The following is a 25430-nucleotide window of genomic DNA, read 5'->3' on the forward strand; positions in this document are numbered from 1 at the left end:
CCGTCCCTGGCCATGCGGAAGTGCGCTGGCAGACGGCTCTTCAGGTATCAGAAAATCAGGATGAAGAAGACCGCGCCGCCAACGAGTGGTTAGCAGGTAATAATGCAGCGGTTAATCAGAATGATCTGCGACTTCATGGGCTGGACATTGGCGTCCGGACGCCCGGAAATCAAGCATAAAGAAAAAGGCGGCCCCGAAGGACCGCCAAATCGCTTTGGAGGCGATTGAACTGCTAGCTGCGATACTGCTTGTGGCAGGTGCCGCAGGTGGCCCCGATGGCCTTGATGGCGGCGCCATAGGCATCGGCGTCGCCCGCCTGAGCGGCGGCCAACCCGTCTGCCGCGGCAGCGCGACCAGTTTCGGCGATGGCGGTGAAGGCATCCCAGTTTTCCCAGATGGCAGGTAGCGCTTCGCTGTCACCGATATTGGAACCTTCGGGGAAGACGGCGGGGATGTGGGTGTAATTGTCGATCAGCGACTGCATGGCAGTCTCGGCTTCGGCACCTGTCAGCGCACCAGCAGATTTGAGCAATGCACCGTTCTGCTTCATCAGCATTTCGCGGGCAGCCATGGCCTCTTCAGCCGTGGTGGGGGCGACGAAGTCCTGTGCCACGCTGGCAACAACACCGACCGACATCAGACCGGCAACAGCAATGGCAGCAATCTTCTTCAGCGACATAGATGCACCCTCAACGCGCAGAGATCATTTCTGGACAAACTGTCGCATGAGCTTGTGACAGGCCCAATGCGCACACGGGAATGTTATCAGCCCGGCCAAGAGGTTAGGCGAGCGTGACTGTTTGTTCGATATCGCCAAACACCGACTGTCCCTCGGAAATTGCCCCGATCCGAACGACGTCACCAGCCTTCAGGAACGGGGTGCGAGCGCGCCCATATTTGAGTTTTTCGACGGTCCGCGCCTCGGCAATGCAGGCGAAACCGATTCCATCGCGCTTGATGGGCAGGCTTTCGTCATGCCGGTTGGACACAGTGCCACCACCGATAATGGTGCCGGCAGCGAGCCTGCGGGTGCGGGCGGCCTCAACAATCAGATCGGCAAAATCGAAATGCACGTCGGTGCCCGCATTGGGTTGTCCGTAGAGCGTTCCGTTGACCTCGATGCGTACCGGCAGATGCAGGCGGTTGTCGCGCCAGACATCACCCAGACTATCAGGGGTAACAACGATGGGGGCAAAGGCAGTCGATGGTTTGGAATGGAAGAAACCAAACCCGTTCTGCAGGTCATCGAGCACCAGACGGCGTAGCGAAACGTCATTGCAGACAGTGATCAGCCGAGATCGCCGCAGCGGCCTGCTCGCGCGTGGCACCCATGGGCACAGCATCGATGATGACGGCAATTTCGGCCTCGAAATCGATCGCCAGTTCAGGATCAGTGGCAATGATGGGGTCGGCGGGCGCCGACAGCGAATCAGAGCCGCCCTGATAAAGCAGGGGGCGGGTGGACTGGAGTTCCTCGTCCTTGCTGCCCTTGAGGCTGCGCACGCGCTCAAGATGGCTGAGATAGCCCGAGCCATCGATCCACTGATAGGCCCGCGGCAATGGCGCCAAAGCCGTTGCAGGATCAAAGGGTTGGCCGGAGATAGCGCCAGCGTCCAGCTGCTCGGCGAGCGCGGACAATTGCGGCGCCACAACCTGCCAATCATCGATCGCAGCCTGTAGGTCAGGGGCAATACGACCAGCCGAGACGAAGCGGGTCAAATCTGCCGAGACGACGACAAGTAGTCCGTCGGGGCGACCGTTTTTCAGCGTTGCAAGCTTCATTGAACGTATTCTCTTGCTGGTGTGACCGCGCAGCGCTACCGCGACGCACGTGCTGACACTATAATGTTGCCTTGGGTCCTAGCGTTGTCTTAAGGCCCAATAACGACGCGCAGGGCGCCAACGGGTTTCAATGGTATTTTCAAGCAGCAATGGCGCGCGCGCCCTGATCCTTCTGGCGCTGGCCGCACTATGCACGGTTGTGGACGTCAATGTCGCCTATGCGCAGTCATCGCAATGCGTACGGCTGGAAAATGCCTTGCGCCAGTTCGACCGCAATGGCGACTTCCGCCAGATGGGCGGCAATTCACAGGCAGCCCGGCAGGCGCAGCGCGATGTGCAGAATATGGAAAGTCGTTATGTCCGTGACGGGTGTAACGACGACGCCAAGGCCGGACGCACGCTGACACCGCAGTGCCGGCAGATCGGCCGTGAGGTCTTGCGCTTGCGCGAAGTGGCCGCCGACATTTCCCGGCAGGTGGAAACTGCCAATGCAGTTGCCGGTCAGCGCGAGGCAATCCTGCAGGAAATGGCCCGCTTTGGCTGCGGTGCCGATCGCGGTTCGAGCGCCACGTTCTCCAATGATCGGCAGACGCTGTTCGACCGCATTTTCGGCACGACCTCGGAAGGCGATTTCACCGGCGGTCAGATGATCGATGGCGGCGATTATTGGGGCTATCAGGGCTATCAGACAGTGCGCACGGTCTGCGTGCGCCTGAGCGACGGGTATTTCTGGCCCATCAGCTACGCCACGCTCGCCGACTATGTCGGCAATGATGCGCAAAGCTGCCAGCAGAGCTGCCCGACTACGCCGGTAGCGCTGTATTTCTATGACAATCCCGGACAAGAGCCCGAACAGATGCGCAATCAGTTTGGCGAGCCCTATACAGCGCTGCCAAGCGCATTTGCCTATCGCAACGAGATCGACACCAGCCCGAGCGCCAGTTGCAAGGTGGCGCCGCAGTCCGATGGTGCCATCACCATGGCCGAACGCGCCGATGGCAGCACGCGCGCGATGATCGAGGTTGCCGGTGAACGCTTTCCCATGCCGCTGCGTGACCCGCGCGGGGTAACTCCGGTCATGGCGGTCGAAGCAGCGCCATTGCAGACCGCAACGCTGGTTGATGTGCCCCTGCCCCGCCCACGGCCAGCCGGCCCCGGCGAAACGCCAGTGACCCGACCAGTCAACCAGTCACCCGCCGAAACGGCGCTGCGACTGGTTCAGTTCGGCGACAAGGTGGTCAGGGTAGTCGGTCCAGACACCCCGTACGCCCAACCAACGGAAGCAGGGACTTAAGTTCTGGTCCGTCATGGCGCCCGGTCAAGGCCAGGCGCAGTGGCAGGAACAGGGCCTTGCCCTTGCGGCCGGTGGTGGCCTTAAGCGCGCCAGTCCATTCGGACCAGGTGTCGATCGACCACGGCTCGGCCGGCAACATGGCCTTGGCCAATGCCAGAAATTCACGATCCTCGTCAGCAATGACAGGCTCGACAGGGCCCGTGATCAGCTTGGCAAGATCCTTGATGTCGTTGAACTTGGTGAGGTTGTCGCGCAGGGACAGCCAGATCGCCTCGCCTTCCAGACCCAGGCTGGTCAGACGGTGCAAGGCATCCTCGTAGCTCATGGCGTGCAGCAGGCGCGCGTTCAGCCCATCGAGTTCAACTGGATCAAAGCGCGCCGAGCCATGTGAAATCATCGAGAAGTCGAGCCGTTCGGCGATCTCGTCGAGTGAGGCGTAGGGTTCAACGGGCAAGCTGGTGCCGGTGATGGATGCCATAATGGCTACGGCTAGCGCTTCGTACCCCTCATCGCGGAAATCGGCGAGCGACTGGGAACCCAGGCGCTTGGAAAATCCCTGCCCCTGCGCATCGGTCAGCAGGTTGTGATGGGCAAAGATCGGCACGGTGCCGCCCAAGGCCTCAATGATCTCGATCTGCGTGCCGGTATTGGAAACGTGGTCTTCGCCCCGAATGACGTGCGTGATGGCCAGATCGATATCGTCCACGACCGACGGCAGCGTATAGAGATAGCTGCCATCTTCGCGGATCAGGACCGGGTCTGACATTGAGGCGGTGTTGACGGTCTGAGGCCCCTTGATCAGATCTTCGAACTGCACCGGGCGGCGATCAAGCTTGAAGCGCCAATGAGGCTTGCGGCCTTCGGATTCGAGCCGGGCGCGATCTTCATCGGTCAGCTTGAGGGCGGCGCGGTCGTAGATGGGCGGGCGACCAAGCGCACGGGCCCGGGCACGACGACGATCAAGTTCACCAGCGGTTTCGTAACAGGGGTAAAGCCGACCATCCGCAATCAGCCGGTCGCGAGCCGCATCATAGAGGTCGGTGCGCTCGGACTGGCGCACCAGCAGATCCGGCGTGATGCCAAGCCAGGCCAGATCGACCTCGATGCCGTCGGCAAATTCGCGGGTGGAGCGCGCCAGGTCGGTGTCGTCCATGCGCAGCACATATTTGCCGCCGTTGCGACGGGCGAAAAACCAGTTGAGCAGCGCCGGGCGGGCATTGCCGAGATGGATGCGACCTGTCGGGGACGGTGCCCAGCGAACGATGGTCATCAAATGCTCCGGTCTTTGTAGCCATTGGTGATGGGGTATTTGCGCCCCATGCCGAAGGCCTTGGGGGTCAGCTTGGGTCCGGGGGCGGACTGGCGGCGCTTGTATTCGGCGATGTTGACCAGACGTTCAATGCGCTGAACCAGCGCGACGTCGTGGCCCTGAGCGACGATCTCGGCAAGGGACAGCTCGTCTTCGACGATGCCCTTGAGGATGGCATCGAGCACCGGATAGGGCGGCAGGCTGTCCTGATCGGTCTGGTCGGGGCGCAGCTCGGCACTGGGTGCCTTTTCGATGATCGCCTGGGGAATGACTTCTCCAGCGGGGCCAAGGCAATCGCCGGGAACATGGCTGTTGCGCCAGTCGGCGAGCCGGTAGACCTCCATCTTGAACATGTCCTTGAGCGGATTGTAGCCGCCATTCATGTCGCCATAGATGGTGGCATAGCCCACGCCCATTTCGGACTTGTTACCGGTGGTGAGCAGCATAGAGCCCAGCTTGTTGCTGACGGCCATCAGAACAACGCCGCGCATGCGCGACTGGATGTTTTCCTCAGCCAGATCGGCGGGGCGATCGCCGAAGATCGGGGCAAGCTGTTCCAGCGCTTCGTCGACCGGGCTGCCAATGGAGACGATGTCGTACCGCACGCCAAGGTTGAGCGCGCAGTCCTTGGCGTCCTTGAGGCTTGCCTCTGAGGTATAGCGATAGGGCAGCATGATGCAGTGGACGTTTTCGGGACCAAAGGCGTCGACCGCCATGGCTGCGACGACGGCACTGTCGATGCCGCCAGAGAGTCCCAGCACGACCTGTTTGAAGCCGTTCTTGTGGACGTAGTCGCGCAGGCCGAGCACGCAGGCCAGCCAGGGGGCTTCATCGGTGGTGGTCAATTCGGTGACCTCGCCATTGGCGCAGGTCCAGCCATCGTCACTCCGCACCCAGTCGGAGACAATGAAATCGGTGGCGAAGGACTTGCCCTGAAGGACCAGCTTGTTGCCCGGTTCGATGGCAAATGAGGCGCCGTCAAAAACGATCTCGTCCTGTCCGCCAACCTGATTGAGATAGAGCATAGGCACGTCATCTTCAGCGACACGGGCTCGTACCAGTTCCTTGCGGATATGCTGCTTGTTGGTCCAGTAGGGCGAGCCATTGGGGCAGAGCATGATCTCAGCGCCGCGCATGGCCAGATGTTCACATACGCTGGCGTGCCAGACGTCCTCGCAGATGGGGATGCCCACCGGCACGCCCTTGATGGTCACCGGATCTGGCAGTGGCCCGGCGGTGAAGTAGCGCTTTTCGTAAAAGACGTCGTTGTTGGGCAGTTCGCGCTTGAAACGTGTGGCGATGATTTCGCCCTTCTCGGCGACAATGGCAGCATTGTAGAGGCCATTCTTATCCCACCAGATGGTGGGCAGCACGACGACGACATCGGTGCCAGCGGTATCGGCTGCCAGATCGCGGGCAGCCTGCATGGCGTCCCTGACGAATTGCGGCTTGAACAGCAGGTCATCGGGGAAGTAGCCGGTCAGGAACAGCTCGGAGAACATCAGGATGTCGGCTTCGGCTGCAACGGCATCGGCCAGAGCTGTGCGGGCCAGCGCCAGATTGCCCGGCAGGTCGCCGACCTTGGGATTGAGCTGGGCGAGCGCAATTCGGAGGCGGTCTGTCACGATAAATCTGCCCGTTGTCTGAGGATGTGCGGACGCAGCGGCAGGCAAGTGCCGGAACGCGCGCAAGACTTATCCGCTCGCCCCTATCAGGGCAAGCGCACAACGTCAGCCGGCAGGCGGACTAAAAGCGGCCGGTCAGCTCGAACAGCGCGCCATAGCGGAAGATGCGGGCGAAATTGCTGGGCAGGTCCAGAGTTGGCAGGTTGGCGCCGCCCGAAGACGAGGTGAACTTGGCATCGAGCTGGCCTTCGAGATACCAGGCACGGCCACCGACGCGTACAGTGAGGTTCTCGGTTGGGTGAAAGCCCACCAGACCTTCAGCCATGACACCATAGCCGCGACCGGTCAGCGTGGTCGGTGCGCGTTCCTGGAAATTGCCAAAGCCGGGGAAATTGTAGCCCGTCGGAGAGTTGCCGCCCAGCGTACCGGAAATGGCGGCATAGGGGACGGCTGCGACTTCACCCTGAAAGTCGAATTGTTCGTACTCGGCCTGGCCCTTGACGCCCAGGCGGACAGCATGAATGTCAAAATCGTCCTTGGCGGTACCGAAGGAGGTTGGATTGCTTGCGCCATCAAAGGTGGCGCCGTACTGGCCCGAACCGATGTCGGGCGCGTCTTTCCAGTACTGATAGCCGATGAGGCCACCGAACGAGAAACCCTCGTCCATATCGCCCCACGGCAACCAGCCGAAATCGGTGCCGATATAGCCAATGTTGGAATTGCGGCCAATCGAGCCCGACGATGAGGGCGTGACGGCATAGGTACCCGTCGTGGACAGGCCGAGACCGGCCTTGCCGCTCAAATAGGTCTGGGTCGACAGATCTTCGATCTTGCCGTGCAGTTCGCCAATATGGGTCTGATCGCGGGTGGAGATGGTCACATCGCCCAGCGTCGTACCGCCGCTGACAGCGGTAAAGCCGGCGTCCTGTTCGCCCCACGACATCCAGTAGCGCGTGCCAAACTCAAACCGCAGGTCATCGTCCGGGTTTTGCCAGCTTTCGGGGTAGGCTGGGCGCATTTCAGGATAATCGGCGGCCAGTGCGGGCGCTGCAGTGAGCATCGCCAGTATGGCAACGGCGCCTTTGAGGGAGCGCTTCATGTGGTTCTCCGGTTCGACAGCCGTGTGGTTCCAGACCCAAGCTATGAAGTATTAGGGTTAACGTTCCGCTAAACGCGCCGGAGGCCGCATTGGCGGTTTGGTAACGTCATCGGCGCATGCTTGATCACGCTTGCAGGAAAATGCGATAAAATGGCAACCAGACGCTTACTGACGAGTTGCCCTTAGCCAGTTGGCGAAATGTGACCGAGAGTTGGACTTATGACGTGCAGGATATTGGTGGTTGAAGACGAGATCTTCGTAGCCACGGAAATCGAACATGTGATCGAGGAGATGGGCTTTGAGCCTGTCGGAATCGCTGCTGAACAGCGTGCAGCGCTTGCTCTGGCAAGCAAAGCCGATGTTGCACTGGTCGATCTCAACCTGCGTGACGGTGCCACCGGCATCAATATTGGTCGCATCCTGTCGCAGACGCATGGCGTTACCGTAATGTTCATGACCGCCAACCCTGCCCAGCTCGGCTCAGGTGTGCCCGGTACAATCGGCGTTCTGCCCAAGCCGGTGACCGATCAGGATTTGCGAGATGCCGTGTCATATGCTGTCGCACGTCACCGCGCTTCAGAGGCGGCACCACCGCGCCGCCTGCAATTGTTCAAGCTGCCGGGTTCGCTGAACCCGACCTAGCTCTGCCGCTGCAGTTTTGCCGAGCGCTTGAGGGCTTCAATCGGCAGATCGACCTCGACGCGCAGACCATCCTTATCCCAAGCCCGCTGCAACTCGCCCCGCAACTGTCCCTGAACGCTCAGTTCGATGACGCGAGAGCCAAAGCCTGACGTCTCACCAGGAGTGACTTCGGGACCACCCACCTCTTTCCATGACAGATGATAGCGGCCATCGGTTGGCCCCTGCCCGGTCAGCACAACACGGCCGGTGTCGATGGAGAGCGCGCCGTATTTGGCGGCATTGGTGGCCAGTTCATGGAACAGCAAGGCCAGCGGCGTCGCGGCGCCATCGTCGATCTCGGTATCATCGCCCTCAAATGTCACCCGCTGCTCATCGACATCGCGATAAGGCTGCATCAGACGCTCGATCAGCGATTTGAGCGAGCTCTGGCTGACGCTGGGGCGTGACTCGCTGGAGTGGGGCCGCACGAAGTCGTGGGCCTCGCCCAGGGCGTAGATGCGCTGGCGCAGTTCATTGGCGAACGGCTTGAGTTCGGGGCGGCTACGCGCCGACAGGCTGATGATGCCGGTCAGTACGGCGAAAATGTTCTTGATGCGGTGGCTGAGTTCCTGGGCGACCAGTTCGCGCTCTTCGGCGGCCAGCTTGGCCTCGTGAATGTCGGTGCAGGTGCCGATCCAGCGCACGATGGTGCCCGATGCATCGCGAATGGGCAGGGCCAAGCCCAGCGTCCAGCGATATTCGCCCGAGCGGTGCCGCAGGCGGTATTCGATCTGGTAGGGCTCGCCAGTATCGAGCGAGTTCTTCCAGACGCCCCAGGCGCGGTCCTGATCGTCAGGATGGAACATGCCGTTCCATGCCTCGCCATCGGTCGAGCCATCGGGCACGCCGGTGAACTCATACCAACGGGCGTTGTAGTAATCGTGGAAGCCATCGGGCAGCGTTGACCAGACCATTTGCGGCATGGCGTCGGCCAGGGTGCGGAAACGCAATTCGCTTTCGGCAAGCGCGTCGGTCGTACGGCGCTGTTCTGTGATATCGACCAGCACACCGGGAAAGCGCTGAATCACACCCTCAGCGTTGAAGCGCGGGCGGCCTGATGCCACAACCCAGCGGATCTCGCCATTGCGGCCCTGCACGCGGTATTCGGAATGGTAGGGCGACTTTTCGCGGATCGATGTGGCAATTTCCTCGCCCACGCGTTCGGCGTCTTCGGGATAGATGGCAGCCAGGAAATCCTTGAGCGGCACACCCAGACCGGCCTGCTGCGGGTCAAGGTTGAACAGTTCGGCAAATCGATCGTCGGCGGTGACGGTATCGCCGGGTACATCCCAGTCCCAGGTGCCGACAAGGCCCGATCCACTCAGGGCCAGCGACAGGCGCTCTTCGCTGCGCGCCAGCGCCTGCTTGGCGAGAACCTGATCGGTCGTGTCGAGCACTACGCAAATGCCGGCCAGCGGCTGCCCGTCCTCCCCCAGCACGGGACTATAGTGCAGATCGAGCCAGGTTGTTTCAAACTGCCCATGACGGTCGAGCAGCATTTCCTGATCCTTGAGCGTGACCGTCTCGCCGCGCATGCAGCGCATGACCTTGTCCGCGTTGAACTCAGCGGCTTCGGGCCAGGCGTCGACAGCCGGCATGCCAAAAATCGCAGGATGACGCTGGCCGGCGAACACCGCATAGGCATTATTATAAATCAGAATGCCCTGATGGCCGATCAGCATGGCCATCGGCGCCGAGGCGGCCATCATCACACGAACAGCGCCCTTAAGGCTCTCGGGCCATTCGGGAATGGGACCAAGCGGATTGCTGGTCCAGTCATATTCATTGACGAGCTTGAGGGTTGGATCGGACTCCAACTGGGCACGGGTCTCGGCGGAGGCCGCGGGAAACAACGACTTTGGCATTAAAGGCCTTCATGAATCTGGCGCATAGCAAGCACGATCAGACGCACAAGAAACCCGCGCGCATCGGGTCAAACGCACAGGTGTCCATGTTGGTTTCAATTCATTGCGGGTTTATTCCCCCGCGGCAAGACCCTGATGCGCCGGTTTTTGCGCGTGGACTTCCTCGGCAACCAGGAAAGCCAGTTCGAGCGCCTGACTGGCGTTGAGGCGCGGGTCGCAATAGGTGTTGTAGCGATCCGAGAGCGTGGCTTCGGTCACCGCGGAAACACCACCGACGCATTCGGTCACGTCGTCGCCGGTCATTTCGATGTGTACGCCACCGGCATAGGTGCCCATATCGCGGTGTACATCGAAGAACGATTTCACCTCGGACAGAACACGATCAAATGGCCGGGTCTTGAAGCCGGTCGACGCCTTGATCGTATTGCCGTGCATCGGATCGGAACACCAGACAACGGTACGACCGGCGCTCTGAACGGTTTCGATCAGGCGCGGCAGGTGATCGTGCACCTTGTCGGCGCCAAAGCGGGTAATCAGGGTGATGCGACCAGCTTCATCGGTCGGATTGAGCCGATCGAGCAGGCGCAGCAGGTCCTCGCTCGACAGCGATGGGCCGCACTTGATGCCGATCGGGTTCTTGATACCGGCAAAATACTCGACATGGGCCGCATCGGGCTGGCGGGTACGATCACCAATCCACAGCATGTGGCCCGAGGTTGCGTACCAGTCATTGGAAATGGAGTCGCGACGGGTCAGCGCCTCCTCATAGCCGAGCAGCAGCGCTTCATGGCTGGTGAAGAAACTGGTCTGCTTGAGCGCGGGCGTGTTCTCCGGCGTGATGCCCAGAGCACTCATGAAGGTGATGGCGTCGTCAATCTTGCGCGCCACTTCCTCGTAACGCGGATAATAGTTCGAGCCCTTCATGAAGCCGACTGTCCACTCGTGGATACGTGTCAGCTCGGCATAGCCGCCCATGGAGAAGGCGCGCAGCAGGTTGAGCGTAGCGGCAGACTGACGATAGGCCTGCAGCATGCGATCGGGATCGGGGATGCGCGAGCCTTCATTGAAGTCGATAGCGTTGATAATGTCACCGCGATAGCTGGGCAGTTCGACACCGTCGATGGTCTCGGTATCGGCAGAGCGCGGCTTGGCGAACTGGCCAGCAACGCGACCAACCTTGACGACGGGCTTGGAAGCACCGTGGGTCAACACCACCGCCATCTGCAGGAAGACGCGGAAAAAGTCACGGATATGGTCCGCGCCATGTTCGGCAAAACTCTCGGCGCAATCGCCCCCCTGCAACAGGAATGCCTCACCGCGGGCGACAGCGGCCAGCCGGGTCTTGAGGTCACGCGCTTCGCCGGCAAACACCAGCGGGGGGAAGGTGGAGAGCTGACGCTCGGCTTCGCTCAAGGCCGCTTGATCGGGATAGGCCGGAACCTGTGAAATCGGCTTGGCACGCCAGCTATCGGGGGTCCAGGTGGTCATATCGGGTCTCGCTCACGCGGGTTACAGGCTGTTGGCTGGCGGAATACCAAGGCAGGACGGCTGTGCCAAGGATAATCGGGGCTGAGGCGTGCCAAAACCCCGCCCGGCCCTGTGGCGTCGCGGTATCACGGGTAACGGGCGGCCATTGGGCCACAAGAATGTAGAGAACGGTCCAAGGGCCGCCCGTCACGAACCGGTTTTGTGCGGGGGGCGGTTCAGCCTGCGCCGGTGTTTCAGACGCGACTGCCGCTTGCCCCACTGGACAGGCGCCCCCATCCCCCGGCCCTCCCGCCTGGCCCTGCGTTGGGACCAGTGACTGGCGGGAACGGGCCCATGATGGCACGGGGCGAGCGGGCGGGCACTAGATGGATAAGGTTTTGGAGACCCCCTAGCCTCCCCCTGGCAGGGGGAGGAACAGGTCTGGTGGTGGGGGCAAAATCGGGGCTCTCGCTCCCCTCCCTACCTCCCCCATCATGGGGGACGCGCAGGACGGTGGCGCTGGCTAGATCGAGGTCAGGCCGCAACCCCTCTTCAGCGCTCCAAATCAAGCGAGCTGAACTCCATGCGTGGTGCGGATGGTGCCACAGCCACTGCGCAGCACCTCCCCCTTGATGGGAGAGGCCGGGAGGGGGCTGATCTCAGGATGAATCCCGGAATGACCCGATGGGTTTTCGCCATTGGGCCACTGCGGCGCCGGATCTGCAGGTATTGGACGGCGCAAAGCGCCCCGCCCTAGCCGCCGATCTTCTGGCCCTTGCGATAGGTGTAGCTGGGGGCCTTGAAGGTCACCAGTTCCTCGGCCGCAGAAGGATGCAGCGCCATGGCGCGGTCGAAATCGGCCTTGGTGGCGCCCATGCCGATGGGAATAGCCACGAGCTGGATCATTTCGGCAGCGCCGTGCCCCAGAATATGGACGCCGAGCACCTTGCCGCCATCCTTTTCGGTTATGAGCTTGAGGATCATGCGCTCGGTGCGCGTGGACAGCGTGTTCATCATGGGCCGGAAGCGTGAGACGTAGACGTCGATGTCCTCATGGGTCACCGCTTCGGCTTCGGTGAGGCCGATGACGCCGATCTCTGGTTCGGCGAACACTGCCGTGGGAATCTCGGAGTGATCAACCGCCATCGGGTTGTTGTTGAACACCGTCTCGGCAAAATACCAACCTTCACGGATGGCCACCGGCGTGAGCGCCGCGCGGCCGGTGACGTCGCCAACGGCATAGATGGATGGCACCGAGGTCTTGGAGAATGCATCCACGGCAATAGTCTGATTGGCGTGCTGTTTGACCCCAGCCTGTTCGAGCCCCAGGCCATCAACATTGGGCGAGCGGCCCGTGGCGAACATGACAGCACCATAGGGCGCGGTAACGCCATCGCTGAAAGTGGCAGCGATATCAGCGCCGTCTCGCGCCAGTGAGGCGATCGTGGTCTGGTAGATGATCTTGATGCCGCGGTCGGTCAGGCCGCTTTCAAGGCCGCGGCGCATGTCATCGTCAAAGCCGCGCAGCAGGCAATTGCCGCGATAGACAATGGTTGTGTGTACGCCCAGACCAGCAAAAATTGTGGCGAATTCCACAGCGATATAGCCGCCACCCTCGATCAGAATGGAGTGTGGCAGGGCGGGCAGATCGAAGGCCTCATTGGAGCTGATGCCCAGTTCAGCGCCCGGGATATCGGGCGTGAAGGGCCGGCCACCAGTGGCCACCAGGATATATTTGGCATCCAGATCGCGATCCTGACCGACCAGATGCACGCTATTGGGACCGGCAACCACCGCGCGGTCGCGGATGATCTCGACGCCGGGCTTCTCAAGATTGGTCACATAGGCATGCTCGAGCCGGGTGATTTCCTTTTCCTTGTTGGCGACAAGGGTGGGCCAATCAAAGCTGGCATCGACTTTCCAGCCGAAACTGGATGCGACGTCGAACAGGTCGTGGAAGCGGCTGGCATAAACGTAGAGCTTTTTGGGCACGCAGCCGCGGATCACGCAGGTGCCGCCGACCCGGAACTCTTCAACAATGGCGACCTTGGCACCATAGCTGGCCGCCATGCGGGCGGCGCGAACGCCCCCCGAACCCGCGCCAATAACAACCAGATCATAAGTGCTCATGGGACGGCTCCGTGCGCGTGGGTCTATCGGCAATCACCGATGAATATAGACCGCGGATCGCATAAAAAAAGACCCCGCACAAGGCGGGGTCCGTTGTTGGCGTGCCGCTCAGACTAGAGCTGAATACCCTGGCCGCGCAATTCGGCGCGGACCTTGGCAAAAAACTCGGGACGGACATTGTTGGTGAAAACCTGCATCACGTTCTGCAGATCAGCGTTCACCTCCGTATTGGCCTTGGCCAGCTTCTGGCCGGTTTCACTTTCGTAGAAGGCGACGATTTCCTGCAGCTCTTCAATGCTGAAGCGGGCCGCATAAACACGCGCGAACTGATTGAGCAGTTCGCCCTTGCGATCGCGATATTCTTCCAGGATCTTGCCAATGGCAGCGTCAGTCTGTTCGCTGATCTCGGGGTTCTGCTGGACGATCTGGCGCATGGTGCCGATGCCGATCTCGACCATGGTGATCTCGAAAATGGACGCACGATCAGTCAGATCGATATATTTGCGGGCCAATGCCAACTGCTCGGGTGGTACTTCCTGCGCCATTGCAGGGACAACCATCGCCATCATGCTCAGGCTGAGCATTACTGCCACCAGCGCTTTGACGCGCATCATTACACCGGTCATTGTTGAACCACCCATCCTGTCGATACCCAAAAAATCAATTGTCGCTTGAGAGCGTTCTTACGCCATCAGGCGCGGCCACATAAGCCTTCTTGCACATATTGAGGAACAGGCCGTGCTGGACCACCCCGGCTATATCGAGCAAGTCGGCTGAAAGCGCTTCTGGCTGCGAAATGCGGCCAAAAAAGCATCGAGGATCAGGTGATCCCCATCTGTCACATAGCTTTCGCCTGTCGCTGTGGTGCGCAGGCGTACTTCGCCAGCGCAACCATGGGCCCGGCAGACAGCCTCAACCGTGCGGCGCGTGGCGCCCAGACCGAAGCGATTGACCTCGATAGGCAGCGGGAAACGCCCAAGCGTTTCGACCAGCTTGGAGGAATCGGCGATCACGATCATCAGATCCGAGGCCGCGGCAACGATCTTTTCGCGCAGCAAGGCGCCACCGGCGCCCTTGATCAGATTGAGCTGCGGGTCGATTTCGTCGGCGCCATCAATGGTGATGTCGAGCCGGTCGAGCGTATCGAGATCGGACAGCGGAATATTGAGGCTTTCGGCCTGGCGCGCCGTGGCTTCAGAGGTTGGCACGCAAATGCACTTGAAACCGGCAGCGACTTTTTCGCCGAGAAGGTCGACGAAATGGCGGGCCGTGGAGCCGGTCCCCAGCCCGAGCCGCATGCCCGACTGAACCTGCGTTAGCGCCATTGCGGCTGCCTGCCGCTTCAGTTCTTCGCTCATAATGCCCTCGCTGCCCGGTAAAATTGGCATCGCAGGGCGACATGGCTGTGTCAATGGCCAGGGGGCGGGTCAATCACGGATTGGTGAATGGAAATTGTAACCAGCTGGCAACACAATTTGGGCATGCTGGCTAAAGTGTGGCTAAATCGAGGCTTGTGCCTCTTTTCGCTGTTCTTCAAAACGCGTAAGCAACGCCAGTTGTTTAACGCGCAGATCGAACGCTCGTTCTTACTTGCAGGGGCCAAGTCTTCAAGATGATCAAATTCAAGTCCGCGATCGTTATCGCGATTGCACTCCTAATGTCGCTCGGCGGTGCTGCGCCGACCATGGCGGAGCGTGTCTATGATCCTGATACCGCCAACTGGGTGGACGCGTCGACGCTCCAGGCCCGCAAAAGCGGCGGCAGCGCCATTCGCAAGCAGATCGTGAGCTACTCCTCCAATTATGCGCCGGGCACGATTGTTGTCGAAACCGGTGAGCGTCGTCTCTATCTGGTGCTCGAAGACGGCAAGGCCATGAAGTATGGCATTGGCGTTGGTCGCGACGGCTTTACCTGGTCGGGTACCCACCGCATCACCCGCAAGGCCGAGTGGCCAGGCTGGACGCCGCCAGCGCAGATGCGCAAGCGCGTGCCTGATCTGCCAGCCTATATGCCCGGTGGCCCTGACAATCCACTGGGCGCACGGGCCCTGTATATCGGCTCGACCCTGTATCGCGTGCATGGCACATCCGAGCCCCGCTCGATCGGTCTGGCCGTCTCTTCGGGCTGCATCCGCCTGACCAATGAAGACGTTGCCGATCTTTATGAGCGCGTGCAGGTCGGTGCCCGTATCGTGGTCAATCACTGATCCGGACGCGGTCCTCGCCAAAAATTGTCAAAGGGTCGCCAGCAGGCGGCCCTTTTTTGTTGCTGGGTGGCTTTGAAAAAACCGGGCAGAGGATTAGGTTTGCGCCATGATCAGCACCGCGTCCCCTGCCCGCCCGCTCGTTGACCGCTATGGGCGGCATATTTCCTATCTGCGCATTTCGGTGACCGATCGCTGCGACTTCCGCTGTGTGTACTGCATGGCCGAAGACATGACCTTCCTGCCCAAGCGCGACGTGCTGAGCTTTGAGGAAATCGAGACCATAGCCGGTGCCTTCATTGCGCGCGGTGCGACGCGCATCCGGCTGACCGGCGGCGAGCCGCTGGTGCGGCGCGATATCATGGAGCTTGTGGCCACGCTGGGCGCGCGCATTGGTCAGGGGCTGGAGGAGCTGACCATCACCACCAATGGCAGCCAGCTGGCAAAGCATGCCGACGGGCTGGCGGCGGCGGGGGTCAAGCGGATCAATGTGTCGCTCGATACGCTGGATGAGGCGCGCTTTGCCGCCATCACCCGGCGCGGTCGGCTGACCGACGTGATGGATGGCATTGCAGCGGCGCAGTCGGCCGGGATCGCCATCAAGATCAACATGGTGGCGATGCGCGGCGCCAATGACGACGAGATCGAGCCAATGATGGCCTGGGCGCATGGGCGCAAGATGGGGCTGACGCTGATCGAGGGCATGCCGCTGGGCGAAGTGGGCATTGATCGGGTGGACAGCTATCTGCCGTTGCGCGAATTGCACGACCAGTTGGCGCGGCGCTATACGCTGGAAAAACTGAACAAGCGCACCGGCGGCCCCGCGCGCTATGTACATGTTGCCGAAACCGGTGGCGTGCTGGGCTTCATCACGCCGATGAGCCACAATTTCTGCGAGAGCTGCAATCGCGTTCGGCTGACCGCAACGGGCCAGCTGTTCATGTGCCTGGGGCAGGACGATCAGGTCAACCTGCGCGATGCGCTGCGCACTGGCGGCGCCGAGGCGCTCGACGCTGCCCTTGATCAGGCCATGCTGCTCAAGCCCAAGGGGCACGATTTCGTGCTGGATCGCAGCAGCACCGCGCCTTCGGTGGCGCGGCACATGAGCGTAACAGGCGGCTAGACCCTAGCGGTTCTCGGCGCGTTCGATCAGCTCGACAATGATGCCATCCGGATCGCGCACGAAGGCGACGCGTTTGACCATTTCGGTGTTGTGCGCATTGCGCGGACGCTCGACGACTTCAACGCCGGCCGCTTCGAGCCTGGCCAGCATGGCGTCGACATCGGTGAAGGCAAAGGTCAGGTGTCGCATCCCCGCCTCACCGGGCTGCACATCACGCGACCGCGTCGTGTCGACAATATTGGGCACCATGATCTCAAGCATGCCGCCACCGGCATCGAGAAACAGCAAATCCCCATTGGACTGGGCTTTGCGCAAGGCCAGGCGCAGGCCGAGCAGGTCGCAGTAGAAGGCGATGGTCCGCTCGGCATTGCTGGCGGTCATGCCGACATGCTCGAACCCGATCAGGCCGCTCATTTGTCGTCATCCGAAATCAGCGCGAAATCGAGCGGCAGGGCTGTGGTGTACTTGATCTGGCCCATGGCGAAGGCGGAACTGACATCGGTCAGGTTGATCTTGCCGATCAGGCGTTTGTAGAAGGAGTCATAGGCGCCGATATCGGGCACCACGACGCGCATCAGATAGTCGATATCGCCACTCATGCGATAGAATTCCACGACCTCGGGAAATTCGTCGATGACGCCGGCAAATTTGCGCATCCAGATGTCGTTGTGCTCGTTGGTCTTGACTGACACGAAGACGGTCACGCCCACATTGACCTTGACCGGATCGAGCACGGCGACGCGGCGCTGAATGACGCCGTCTTCTTCCATTTTCTGGATACGGCGCCAGCACGGCGTGGTCGACAGACCGACCTTGCGGCCGATTTCGGCCACCGGCATCGTCGCATCTTTTTGCAGTAACGTCAGGATTTTTCGATCAATCTTGTCCAATGCCATTACGCCCCCTGCGGAATTTGATTTCTGAGAATGAACAAATCTGGTCCAAATTTGGCTGAAGAAGTGCCACATCCGCCCCGTGTTCGCAATAATCTTGCGCGCTGCAAGTTGAGCAGCGCGATCAAGGTCTTGTTAACCTAGAGCCCGAACCAACCCAGCAAGCCGCTGGGACGTGCATGGTCGTCACGCCAGTCAGACGGTCTGTCGAAGGCACCGGCCCAGATCCCGCGCCGGGCCGACCGGGCGGCAGATTCCTCGTTCCAGTAGTCGCCGCTGGAAACGGCCAGCCCTTCGGCTACCATGATCGCGCCGAGATCCGCGCCATCAACACTGCAACGCGCCAATAGGCGCTCATAGCGATCGCGTCCCTCAGGACGACAATCGAGCGGGCCGCTGGCGAGCAGTTCGGCCATGCGGTTTCGGGCCTGTTGTCCACAGGGCCACCGCCCGCCGCCAGCACGTGCACAATCCTGCGCCAGTTCGGGGGCGTCCAGCCCGAGCAGGCGCACCCGGTCGTCGCCCAGGTGGAAGCTGTCACCATCGCTGACGCGAGCGTTTCCCGCGATCGGCGGCAGGGGCGCATCGAGCCAGTTTGCCAGCAGGGCGACGCCAGCCAGGATGATTATTGCCAGGACAGCACCACGCCGACCGGAAAAGAGTGTGGAACGAGACATCGTTAGCCGTTGGATTTCACCAGCCGTTAACTACGCGCTGGCTAGTGTTTCGCCAAGAGTAGTGCACGCGTCTTGAGTGCGCATTGGTAGTAACGAGTAACGAGTACCCATGACGACCCCTTCGGCTGTCATAGAAGATGTCCGTTCGCAAATGGGCCGAGAAGGCAAACGCACGGCCCAGCGTACCGTTCTGGACGCCCGTCAGCGCTTGACCTCAAGCTCGGGCACACGCTCGTCGTTCGACTTCGAACTGATGCACGAATATGCCAATTCCCGGCTCAACGCTGCGTTGCCCATGGCAGCGCTGGTGGGCATTCTGGCATTTGTCGCGACCTTCTGGGTGCCGGTGCTGTTCACAGCGCTGTGGGCCGGCTTGGTGCTGCTAAGCATGCTGATCGTGGTGGTGCTGGCACAGCGCTTCAAGCGCGCAGAGCCCACCAAGTTCAATGCCGGTGAATGGACCACCTCATTCGTGGCGGGCGAAACCCTGCTCGGTCTTGCCTGGTCATTGCTGGCGCTGTTCACCCTGGTGGCCAATCCCGACACACTGACGCCGGTAATGTTTGCCATGGTGCTGGTGGCCATCGCCGCCAATGCCATCACCACGCGCACCCTGCCCCCAGCCACGCTGATGAGCACGCTGCCGGTGACCGTGACCGTGTCGGCCAATCTGATCCTGCTGGGCGGCACGCTGAATTACACGCTGGCCGCCGTGGCCATGTGTGGCGAGGTGTTCTTCGTCTATCTGGCTCGCCAGCTTCATGCCTCCGAGTTGCACACCATCACCCATCAGGCCGAAAAAGATGCGCTGATCAACGAGCTTGAAGAAGCGCGCCATATGTCGGACGAGGCGCGGCGTCATGCCGAGCAGGCCAATATTGCCAAATCCCAGTTTCTGGCCACAATGAGCCACGAACTGCGCACCCCGCTCAACGCCATTATCGGCTTTTCCGAAGTGCTGCAGTCGGAGCTACTGGGTCCCCATCAGGTGCCACAGTACAAGGAATATGCTGGCGACATTCATGGCAGTGGTCAGCATTTGCTCAATCTGATCAACGAGCTGCTCGACCTCAGCCGCATCGAGGCAGGCAAGTATGAGCTGAATGAGGAAGTGGTATCGCTGGTCGATATCGCCGCTGATTGCCGCCGCATGATGGAATTGCGCGCCAAGTCCAAGAGCATCGAGCTGGTGTTCAGCGTCGGCGACAATCTGCCCAAGCTGTGGGGCGATGAACGTGCCATTCGTCAGGTGGTGCTCAACCTGCTCAGCAACGCCATCAAGTTTACGCCCCAACACGGCAAGATCATTCTGCTGGTGGCCCGCAGCGGCGACGGCGGACAACTGGTCTCGGTCAAGGACAATGGCCCCGGCATTCCCGAGGACGAAATCGAAACTGTGCTGTCCTCGTTCGGACAGGGCTCACTGGCGCAGAAGACCGCTGAACAAGGCGCAGGCCTTGGCCTGCCTATCGTGCAGAAGATCATGGAGCTGCATCAGGGCCGCTTTGACCTGTTCAGCAAGCTGCGCTTCGGCACCGAAGTGATTGCTACCTTCCCACGCGCCCGTGTCATGGATGCGCTGGCGCCCGTCGTAGAGCGCAAGAACCGCCTCGAGATCTATTCGGCGGCCGGCTGACCTCCACTTAAATACTTCTGCGGCATTTTATTAATGTGGCGTGAAGCTTCTTCCGTTAAGGTGATTCTTCAGGCTGGAGGATCTTATGCGCAAGCAAAGCGAGCGCGGCGCCGTACTACTTGTTACTGACCGACCGACCCAATCGGAGACGAGCAGCGTCGCCCAAGAACTTGGTGCCGATGCGGTCTTTCTGAGTGATCTTGCTGCCCGCAGACTAGATGGTGACCCCAGCCTGATTGTTGATGTCGATTTGCGCGATGTCGACATTGTCCGCCAGCTCAAGGCCGCCCTGCCCCCGCGTGGGGCTGGCTGTCGCATTTTCCTGATCGATACCGATAACCGGGTAACCTCGGTGCATGCCAATGTTCTCGGCGCCAACCACCTGCTATCAAAAAAGGCCACCGTGGCTCAGATGCACGCGGCCCTGGACAAGCATTTCGGGATCAGCGCGCATGTGCCACAGGACGAGGCCGTGCTGGCGTCGATCTGCAGCGGCGTGCAGGCACTGGACAACAGCTTTCAGGCGATGGCCAACAAGATCGAGCTGGACAATGCAGGTGTCATTGCGGCCTGCGAGAAGATTGCCGACGCCGTTTGCGTCGATGGGGTATGCGACTGGCTCTCGGCTGTGCGCAGCCGCCACGTCGGTACCTTTCAGCATTGCATGCTGGTGACCGGGGTCGTGGCGGCCTTCGCCACAAAAACGAATATGCCGCGCGAAGAAGTCGTCCGCATGACTGTGGCGGGCCTGCTGCACGATATCGGCAAGTCCAATGTGCCAGTGTCCATTCTGGACAAGCCCGGCGCGCTGACCCTGCGCGAGATGGATGCTATTCGCGTGCATCCGGTGGCTGGCTATAACTACCTGGTCGACAACAGCACCATGGATGCCGAAATCCTGAGCAGCGTGCGCGGCCATCACGAATATCTCGATGGCACCGGCTATCCCGACAATCTGACAGCCAGCGACATCAATGAGATGACCCGCATCATCACGGTGTGCGATGTCTATGCGGCGCTGATCGAACGGCGCAGCTATAAAGAGCCCAAGACGCATGCCGAGGCCATGGCGATACTGCACTCGATGGCGGCAGCGGGCAAAGTCGAGGCGCGCCTGGTGCGCGAGCTCGACTGGATCATGGCGCCTGGCGAGGACTAAGCGTCCTTGCCGCTGACCGCGGCGCTTTCAAAGGTGGCCATATTGTTGTGCAGGTGCAGTGCGGTCTTGGCCAGCACTGCTGCAAGCGCCGCGCCACTCCCCTCGCCCAGGCGCATGCCCAGATCGAGCAGTCCCTTCTGGCCCATCGCCTCCAGTGCGCGCGCGTGGCCCGATTCTGCCGAGACATGGGCGAAGATGCAGTGATCGATCGCAGCCGGATTGACGGCATGTGCAATGGCAGCAGCCGAGGTGGCGACAAACCCATCGACAATTACCGGCACCTTCTGATGTCGTGCTGCCAATAGTGCCCCAAGCATGGCGGCGATTTCACGGCCGCCGACGCGGGCCAGAATGGCCAGCGGATGATCGAGTTCGCCGGCATGGTGCGCCAGAGCCTGATCGACGGCATCCGCCTTGCGCTTGAGGCCGGCTTCATCGACGCCGGTGCCACGGCCAACCCAGTCCGCACCCGTGCCCCCATAGAGCGCCGCATAGATGGCGGCAGCGACAGTGGTGTTGCCGATCCCCATTTCGCCAATGCAGATCAGGTCGGGCTTTCCGGCAATGGCTTCCATACCGTAGGCGATGGTGGCGGCGCACATCTTGTCGTCGAGGGCGGCTTCGCGCGTGATGTCGCCCGTGGGCAGTTCAAGCGCCAGTTCAAACACCCGCAGATTGATTTCATGCAGTGCGCAGATCTGGGAGATGGCGGCGCCGCCATTGGTGAAATTGGCGACCATCTGAGCCGTAACTTCGCGTGGAAAGGCCGAGACGCCCTGATCGGTAACGCCATGATTGCCGGCAAAAATGGTGACCATGGGATTGTCCAGCCGCGGCTGGGCGCGTCCCTGCCAACGGGCCAGAAATTCGACCAGGCCTTCAAGGGCGCCAAGCGAGCCGGGTGGCTTGGTCAGCTGCGAATCGCGCGCGCGGACCTCGGCGACAGCTGCTTCATCGCCCTCGGGCGCGATAGTCAGAAGCTCCAGAACGTCGGCGTAGGCGGGATTCAGCGAAGGCATGGCGTGTCCGAAATGCTGTGGTAGGAAGGAGGCCATCTTGTTGCGTAGAACGAGGCCAAAAGCAATTGACCGAGCACCGACCCGAGGACGCCATTGCGCCTGAGGCAATGGAGCCGAGCCGCGCCGAGACACGCCCGGGCGGCTTGGGGCTGGCCGATGATCTGGTGATGGCGCTGCGCTTCTTCTCGCGTCTGCCCACTGGCAATTCGCCGCATCAGAAGCCGGAGCTGAACCGGATTGCCATGGCACTGCCGCTGGCCAGCGTGGTGATTGGCATTGGCCCGGCCCTGCTGTTGATCGGCGGAGGTTTGATCGGCCTGCCGGCCTATTTTGCTGCCGCACTGGCAGTGGCCGCCATGGTGATGGTCAGCGGCGCGATGGCCGAAGATGCATTGGCTGATGCGGCGGATGGGTTGTTTGGCGGGCACAGTGTGGCCCGGCGCCTCGAGATCATGAAAGACAGCCGCCACGGCACCTATGGGGTGGCGGCGCTGTGCCTGTTCCTGATGTTGCGGGTAAGCGGGCTGGGCGCGATCGCTGCGTTCAACCCCCTGGCCGCCGGCGCGATCTGGCTGGCCGCAGGAATTGTGGGACGATCGGGCGCGCTCTGGCTGGCCGTGGCACTGCCTGCTGCCCGCAGCGACGGGGTCTCGGCAACGGCGGGCACCGTCCGTGGCCGCAGCTTTGGCGTCGGGGCGGTGTTTGCCGTGGTGCTGCTGTTTGTGCTGGCCGCGCCGGCAACCAATCTGGTGGCACTGGGGTTTGCCCTGGTGGCCGCGCTGGTGGTGATCGCAGGCTGGAGCGCGTTGTGCAGGCGACTGGTTGGGGGACAGACTGGCGATCTGATCGGCGCGCTTGGAGCCCTGGTTGAAATCGCCGTATTGTGTGCGCTGCTGCCATTTGCCTGAGCCGGGCGGCCTTGAATTGGCCACCTGCAATGCCTTTATCAAACCAGAGCCCTGTCACGACACGAAAGCGCAACAGTATGATTTTCATTGGGATTGCGTTGCTCGTCGCCGTCGGGCTGGCCCTGCTGATCAGCGCCGATGCCGGTACGCTGGTGGGGCTGAACCAGATGCAGACGGCGCAGTTGATCCCGCTCCTGGTGCTGCTCATCGTGTTCGCCGGTGGGCTGTTCACAAGGCGGCGCAAGGCCAAGGAACTGTTGACAAGCCTGGTGCTGTGGGTCGGCATTTTCGGCGTGGCGAGCCTGAGCTACGCCTATCGCGATGAAATCCTGGGCGTCTGGGGTCGGGTGGCCGGCGAACTGCAGCCCGGCGTTGCCATGGTCAATGTGGAACAGGGCACGGCGACATTCCGGCGCGGCATTGGCGGGCATTTCGAAATCAATGCGACAGTGAACGGCCATACCACGCCGATGATCTTCGATACCGGCGCCAGCGCTGTAGTGTTGACTATTGCCGATGCGGAAGCGGCGGGGATCAGCACCAAGAAACTGCGGTTTTCCGTTCCGGTCTCGACCGCCAATGGCACCGGGCGCGCGGCCCGGGTGAAGCTGGACAATCTGGTGGTGGGCGGTATTGCCCGGCAGGGCATTGTGGCGTTTGTCGCCGAGGCCGATGCGCTTGAAACCAGCTTGCTGGGGATGACGTTCCTTGAGACACTGAGCCGGTACAGCGTGACGCAGAATTCGCTGGAGCTGCTGGACTAGAGCAAAAAAACGGCCGGTGCGCACACCGGCCGTCTCGTTTTCGCGGGTCCGCGTCGTTAGCTGACGGGGAACTGTGTCGCCTGCCCGGCCACGATGTACCAGGTGACGAAAAGGGCGTTGATGAAGGCGCCAGGCAGATAGCTGCCGGTGCGGCGCCAGGCGAAGGTGGACAGGAACGCCACGATTGAGAGTAGTGGCAGGAACTGCATGGCAATCACGGTGTTGAGCGGCTCGTTCATCGAGAACAGATGACCACTGAACAGCAGCGTGCCGTACTGGAAGGCCAGGAACACCAGGAAGCCGAGCGCAAGCGCGCCGACATTGCTGAAGTACTGGACCAGACGGCTATCGCCAGCCACCGACAGACCAGTATGCAGGCCGCGCAGGGCGAACACGAAGAAGGCAGTGAACGGCACCAGGTAGACCAGAGCGATCTTGAACTGGACAAGGCTCATCGGCTTGAGGGCAACAACCCAGAAGCGGAAGTCGATCTTGAACAGGAAGTCGGCGGCCAGCACGAACAGATAGCCGATACCCACGGTGGATAGCGCGATCAGCACGGCACCCCAGATGGGGCCACGGCCTTCGACCTTGTCGCCCTTGAGCACGAAGCCGACCAGGAAGACGATCAGGCCGTTCAGAACCGCCCAGAAGGCGATCTGGCTGGTAATGGTCTGTGGCAGCAATGCCGAGGCCGGGAACAGCTGACCACCCCAGGCGAAGAACTGGTAGTAGGTCAGCACAGGCACAAAGGCGCTCAGCGCGAAAGCAATCCACCACTTGGCCCCACGGCTGGTGTGCGCAGCTGGCACGGCAGTGGAACGCATGGCGGCAAAGGCGGGTGCGGCCAGCAGCATGTCGAATGTCCCGGCGAGCAGAACGACGAAGCCAATCAGAGCGATCAGCGTGCCGATTTCCTTCCAGAGCCAGATCTGGTCGCCGGAGGGGATTGGGTCAGCGCCATCGAGCGTCTGGGCGAACCAGTCGATGGAATAGCCGATGGCTTCTGGCGAAAGATGATCGCCGGGATGGGTGGTGTTGGGCATTTCGAGAACGCGGGCTGTGCCAGCGGCGATGTCGCCATAGATCTGGCCGGGCACAACGGTTTCGGTGGTGCCAAACACGGCCTGCAGCTTGGGGCTGGTCGGCGCATCCTGGGCACGATCAACGCCCCACATCAGCTGGCTGAACTCGTCATATTTCGAGAACACGACCGACAGATTGCGTGGCCATTCGGTGGTGCCATCGGCAGCGAACGGCGCACCGGTGCTGGAGCCTTCAAGCACCATGGACTTGTAGCCATCGGGCAGCGCGCCAGCGGCAGCCAGAATGGTCCAGCCGCCCATGGAGTGGCCTTCAAGACCGATATTGTCGACATCGACGATATCGAGATTGCGCAGATAGGCCAGCGCGCCGGGTCCACCAAAGCCGTTGGCAAAGGCGGGCGCGTCGGAATAGCCATGACCGGACTGATCGAGCGCCAGCACGATATAGCCGCGACGGGCATATTCGATGGCAAAGCCGGACTGGGTTTCGCGGCTGTTGATATAGCCATGAACCGCGAGAATGGCGGGGGCCTTGTTTTCGGCACTGACGCCGGGTGGCACATAAAGCAGACCGCTCAGGGTCTGGCCGTTATTGCCGGTAAAACGCAGATCCTTGATGGTCACGTCGCCGGAGGTCTGAATGAAATGAGCGAGCAATGCGCCCAGAAGAATGATGACCCATCCAATATGGAACAGGCGGAATTTGCGTAACATGTAGAGGCTCCCCTTGCTGTAGTGCGGGCCATTACC

The 25430-nt window shown here is 61.2% G+C and carries 22 protein-coding genes and 2 pseudogenes; 9 read left to right on the plus strand and 15 right to left on the minus strand.

The window, feature by feature from the left end; translation table 11 throughout:
* Positions 1-232: 232 nt before the first annotated feature.
* Both AC0L37_RS12100 and AC0L37_RS12105 read right to left on the minus strand, forming a co-directional pair.
* Positions 233-679, minus strand: coding sequence for a c-type cytochrome (locus AC0L37_RS12100; protein ID WP_282221001.1), 447 nt, complete (start codon positions 677-679; stop codon positions 233-235).
* A gap of 103 nt (positions 680-782) precedes the next feature.
* Positions 783-1782, minus strand: a pseudogene (locus AC0L37_RS12105) (fumarylacetoacetate hydrolase family protein).
* 130 nt (positions 1783-1912) lie between these two features.
* Between AC0L37_RS12105 and AC0L37_RS12110 the strand changes: the two are divergent.
* Positions 1913-3076: a DUF2865 domain-containing protein gene (locus AC0L37_RS12110; RefSeq protein ID WP_282220999.1), complete on the plus strand. Its 1164-nt coding sequence runs from the start codon at positions 1913-1915 to the stop codon at positions 3074-3076.
* On the opposite strand, the gene gltX is transcribed toward AC0L37_RS12110, so the two are convergent.
* The 3 genes from gltX to AC0L37_RS12125 form a co-directional block, all read right to left on the minus strand.
* Positions 3021-4346: a glutamate--tRNA ligase gene (gltX, locus tag AC0L37_RS12115; protein WP_282220998.1), complete on the minus strand. Its 1326-nt coding sequence runs from the start codon at positions 4344-4346 to the stop codon at positions 3021-3023. The genes AC0L37_RS12110 and gltX overlap by 56 nt on opposite strands.
* Positions 4346-6010 carry an NAD+ synthase gene (locus AC0L37_RS12120; protein ID WP_282220997.1) on the minus strand — a complete coding sequence of 555 codons (1665 nt, stop codon included), beginning with the start codon at positions 6008-6010 and terminating at the stop codon, positions 4346-4348. The genes gltX and AC0L37_RS12120 overlap by 1 nt, the downstream gene beginning before the upstream one ends.
* Before the next feature lie 121 nt (positions 6011-6131).
* Positions 6132-7109, minus strand: coding sequence for a hypothetical protein (locus tag AC0L37_RS12125; protein ID WP_212658562.1), 978 nt, complete (start codon positions 7107-7109; stop codon positions 6132-6134).
* A 237-nt stretch (positions 7110-7346) separates the two neighbouring features.
* Between AC0L37_RS12125 and AC0L37_RS12130 the strand changes: the two genes are divergently transcribed.
* Positions 7347-7751, plus strand: a complete 405-nt coding sequence (locus AC0L37_RS12130; protein WP_473312992.1) for a response regulator — start codon at positions 7347-7349, stop codon at positions 7749-7751.
* Here AC0L37_RS12130 and AC0L37_RS12135 read toward each other — a convergent pair.
* The 5 genes and pseudogenes from AC0L37_RS12135 to rpiA form a co-directional block, all read right to left on the minus strand.
* On the minus strand, positions 7748-9655 hold the full coding sequence (locus tag AC0L37_RS12135; protein WP_212658564.1) for a PAS domain-containing sensor histidine kinase: 1908 nt from the start codon (positions 9653-9655) through the stop codon (positions 7748-7750). The two genes, AC0L37_RS12130 and AC0L37_RS12135, sit on opposite strands and share 4 nt — an antisense overlap.
* Positions 9656-9766: 111 nt before the next feature.
* Positions 9767-11143, minus strand: coding sequence for a class II 3-deoxy-7-phosphoheptulonate synthase (locus tag AC0L37_RS12140; protein WP_212658565.1), 1377 nt, complete (start codon positions 11141-11143; stop codon positions 9767-9769).
* A gap of 732 nt (positions 11144-11875) precedes the next feature.
* Positions 11876-13252 carry a glutathione-disulfide reductase gene (gene gor, locus AC0L37_RS12145; RefSeq protein WP_282220996.1) on the minus strand — a complete coding sequence of 459 codons (1377 nt, stop codon included), beginning with the start codon at positions 13250-13252 and terminating at the stop codon, positions 11876-11878.
* 113 nt (positions 13253-13365) lie between these two features.
* Complete coding sequence (locus tag AC0L37_RS12150) at positions 13366-13878, minus strand: DUF2059 domain-containing protein (protein WP_212658567.1); 513 nt, start codon at positions 13876-13878, stop codon at positions 13366-13368.
* A 34-nt stretch (positions 13879-13912) separates the two neighbouring features.
* Positions 13913-14610, minus strand: a pseudogene (rpiA, locus tag AC0L37_RS12155) (ribose-5-phosphate isomerase RpiA).
* A gap of 87 nt (positions 14611-14697) precedes the next feature.
* Between rpiA and AC0L37_RS12160 the strand changes: the two are divergent.
* The 3 genes from AC0L37_RS12160 (at position 14698) to moaA (ending at position 16578) form a co-directional block, all read left to right on the plus strand.
* A complete protein-coding gene (locus tag AC0L37_RS12160; RefSeq protein ID WP_282220995.1) occupies positions 14698-14868 on the plus strand; it encodes a hypothetical protein in 171 nt (56 codons plus the stop codon).
* Positions 14865-15458, plus strand: coding sequence for a L,D-transpeptidase (locus AC0L37_RS12165; RefSeq protein WP_212658569.1), 594 nt, complete (start codon positions 14865-14867; stop codon positions 15456-15458). Before AC0L37_RS12160 ends, AC0L37_RS12165 begins: the two co-directional genes overlap by 4 nt.
* A 106-nt stretch (positions 15459-15564) precedes the next feature.
* Complete coding sequence (gene moaA, locus AC0L37_RS12170; RefSeq protein ID WP_282220994.1) at positions 15565-16578, plus strand: GTP 3',8-cyclase MoaA; 1014 nt, start codon at positions 15565-15567, stop codon at positions 16576-16578.
* Between the two features lie 3 nt (positions 16579-16581).
* Here moaA and AC0L37_RS12175 read toward each other — a convergent pair whose 3' ends face one another.
* The 3 genes from AC0L37_RS12175 to AC0L37_RS12185 all read right to left on the minus strand — a co-directional run bounded on the left by AC0L37_RS12175 (position 16582) and on the right by AC0L37_RS12185 (position 18148).
* Positions 16582-16992 carry a VOC family protein gene (locus AC0L37_RS12175; protein WP_282220993.1) on the minus strand — a complete coding sequence of 137 codons (411 nt, stop codon included), beginning with the start codon at positions 16990-16992 and terminating at the stop codon, positions 16582-16584.
* Entirely contained in the window at positions 16989-17468 is a 480-nt protein-coding gene (locus AC0L37_RS12180) for an Lrp/AsnC family transcriptional regulator (protein ID WP_212659186.1), read from the minus strand. The genes AC0L37_RS12175 and AC0L37_RS12180 overlap by 4 nt, the downstream gene beginning before the upstream one ends.
* 143 nt (positions 17469-17611) lie before the next feature.
* Complete coding sequence (locus AC0L37_RS12185; protein ID WP_282220992.1) at positions 17612-18148, minus strand: thermonuclease family protein; 537 nt, start codon at positions 18146-18148, stop codon at positions 17612-17614.
* A gap of 109 nt (positions 18149-18257) precedes the next feature.
* Here AC0L37_RS12185 and AC0L37_RS12190 point away from each other — a divergent pair, with 109 nt between their 5' ends.
* A complete protein-coding gene (locus AC0L37_RS12190; protein WP_249327637.1) occupies positions 18258-19784 on the plus strand; it encodes an MFS domain-containing histidine kinase in 1527 nt (508 codons plus the stop codon).
* Positions 19785-19869: 85 nt separating this feature from the next.
* Positions 19870-20943: an HD-GYP domain-containing protein gene (locus tag AC0L37_RS12195; RefSeq protein ID WP_473312997.1), complete on the plus strand. Its 1074-nt coding sequence runs from the start codon at positions 19870-19872 to the stop codon at positions 20941-20943.
* Here the strand turns inward: AC0L37_RS12195 and cobT are convergent.
* A complete protein-coding gene (gene cobT / locus AC0L37_RS12200) occupies positions 20940-21962 on the minus strand; it encodes a nicotinate-nucleotide--dimethylbenzimidazole phosphoribosyltransferase (protein WP_212658574.1) in 1023 nt (340 codons plus the stop codon). The genes AC0L37_RS12195 and cobT overlap by 4 nt on opposite strands.
* Positions 21963-22027: 65 nt before the next feature.
* On the opposite strand from cobT, the gene AC0L37_RS12205 reads away from it, so the two are divergent.
* Together AC0L37_RS12205 and AC0L37_RS12210 are read left to right on the plus strand one after the other, a co-directional pair.
* Positions 22028-22870 (plus strand): adenosylcobinamide-GDP ribazoletransferase, encoded by an 843-nt coding sequence (locus tag AC0L37_RS12205; RefSeq protein ID WP_282220990.1) that lies wholly within the window; start codon positions 22028-22030, stop codon positions 22868-22870.
* A 77-nt stretch (positions 22871-22947) separates the two neighbouring features.
* On the plus strand, positions 22948-23634 hold the full coding sequence (locus AC0L37_RS12210) for a retropepsin-like aspartic protease family protein (RefSeq protein WP_269368356.1): 687 nt from the start codon (positions 22948-22950) through the stop codon (positions 23632-23634).
* A 56-nt stretch (positions 23635-23690) separates the two neighbouring features.
* Here AC0L37_RS12210 and AC0L37_RS12215 read toward each other — a convergent pair whose 3' ends face one another.
* A complete protein-coding gene (locus AC0L37_RS12215) occupies positions 23691-25394 on the minus strand; it encodes an alpha/beta hydrolase family protein (RefSeq protein ID WP_282220989.1) in 1704 nt (567 codons plus the stop codon).
* Positions 25395-25430: the final 36 nt, after the last annotated feature.

The organism is Devosia sp. J2-20, from assembly GCF_055808475.1.

Bases quoted from the DNA above. Each gene is read 5' to 3' on its own strand.
- AC0L37_RS12100 (WP_282221001.1), bottom strand. From the start codon at position 679: ATGTCGCTGAAGAAGATTGCTGCCATTGCTGTTGCCGGTCTGATGTCG.
- AC0L37_RS12110 (WP_282220999.1), top strand. From the start codon at position 1,913: ATGGTATTTTCAAGCAGCAATGGCGCGCGCGCCCTGATCCTTCTGGCG.
- gltX (WP_282220998.1), bottom strand. From the start codon at position 4,346: ATGACCATCGTTCGCTGGGCACCGTCCCCGACAGGTCGCATCCATCTC.
- AC0L37_RS12125 (WP_212658562.1), bottom strand. From the start codon at position 7,109: ATGAAGCGCTCCCTCAAAGGCGCCGTTGCCATACTGGCGATGCTCACT.
- AC0L37_RS12135 (WP_212658564.1), bottom strand. From the start codon at position 9,655: ATGCCAAAGTCGTTGTTTCCCGCGGCCTCCGCCGAGACCCGTGCCCAG.
- AC0L37_RS12140 (WP_212658565.1), bottom strand. From the start codon at position 11,143: ATGACCACCTGGACCCCCGATAGCTGGCGTGCCAAGCCGATTTCACAG.
- gor (WP_282220996.1), bottom strand. From the start codon at position 13,252: ATGAGCACTTATGATCTGGTTGTTATTGGCGCGGGTTCGGGGGGCGTT.
- AC0L37_RS12150 (WP_212658567.1), bottom strand. From the start codon at position 13,878: ATGACCGGTGTAATGATGCGCGTCAAAGCGCTGGTGGCAGTAATGCTC.
- AC0L37_RS12160 (WP_282220995.1), top strand. From the start codon at position 14,698: ATGGAAATTGTAACCAGCTGGCAACACAATTTGGGCATGCTGGCTAAA.
- AC0L37_RS12165 (WP_212658569.1), top strand. From the start codon at position 14,865: ATGATCAAATTCAAGTCCGCGATCGTTATCGCGATTGCACTCCTAATG.
- moaA (WP_282220994.1), top strand. From the start codon at position 15,565: ATGATCAGCACCGCGTCCCCTGCCCGCCCGCTCGTTGACCGCTATGGG.
- AC0L37_RS12175 (WP_282220993.1), bottom strand. From the start codon at position 16,992: ATGAGCGGCCTGATCGGGTTCGAGCATGTCGGCATGACCGCCAGCAAT.
- AC0L37_RS12185 (WP_282220992.1), bottom strand. From the start codon at position 18,148: ATGTCTCGTTCCACACTCTTTTCCGGTCGGCGTGGTGCTGTCCTGGCA.
- AC0L37_RS12190 (WP_249327637.1), top strand. From the start codon at position 18,258: ATGACGACCCCTTCGGCTGTCATAGAAGATGTCCGTTCGCAAATGGGC.
- AC0L37_RS12195 (WP_473312997.1), top strand. From the start codon at position 19,870: ATGCGCAAGCAAAGCGAGCGCGGCGCCGTACTACTTGTTACTGACCGA.
- cobT (WP_212658574.1), bottom strand. From the start codon at position 21,962: ATGCCTTCGCTGAATCCCGCCTACGCCGACGTTCTGGAGCTTCTGACT.
- AC0L37_RS12210 (WP_269368356.1), top strand. From the start codon at position 22,948: ATGATTTTCATTGGGATTGCGTTGCTCGTCGCCGTCGGGCTGGCCCTG.
- AC0L37_RS12215 (WP_282220989.1), bottom strand. From the start codon at position 25,394: ATGTTACGCAAATTCCGCCTGTTCCATATTGGATGGGTCATCATTCTT.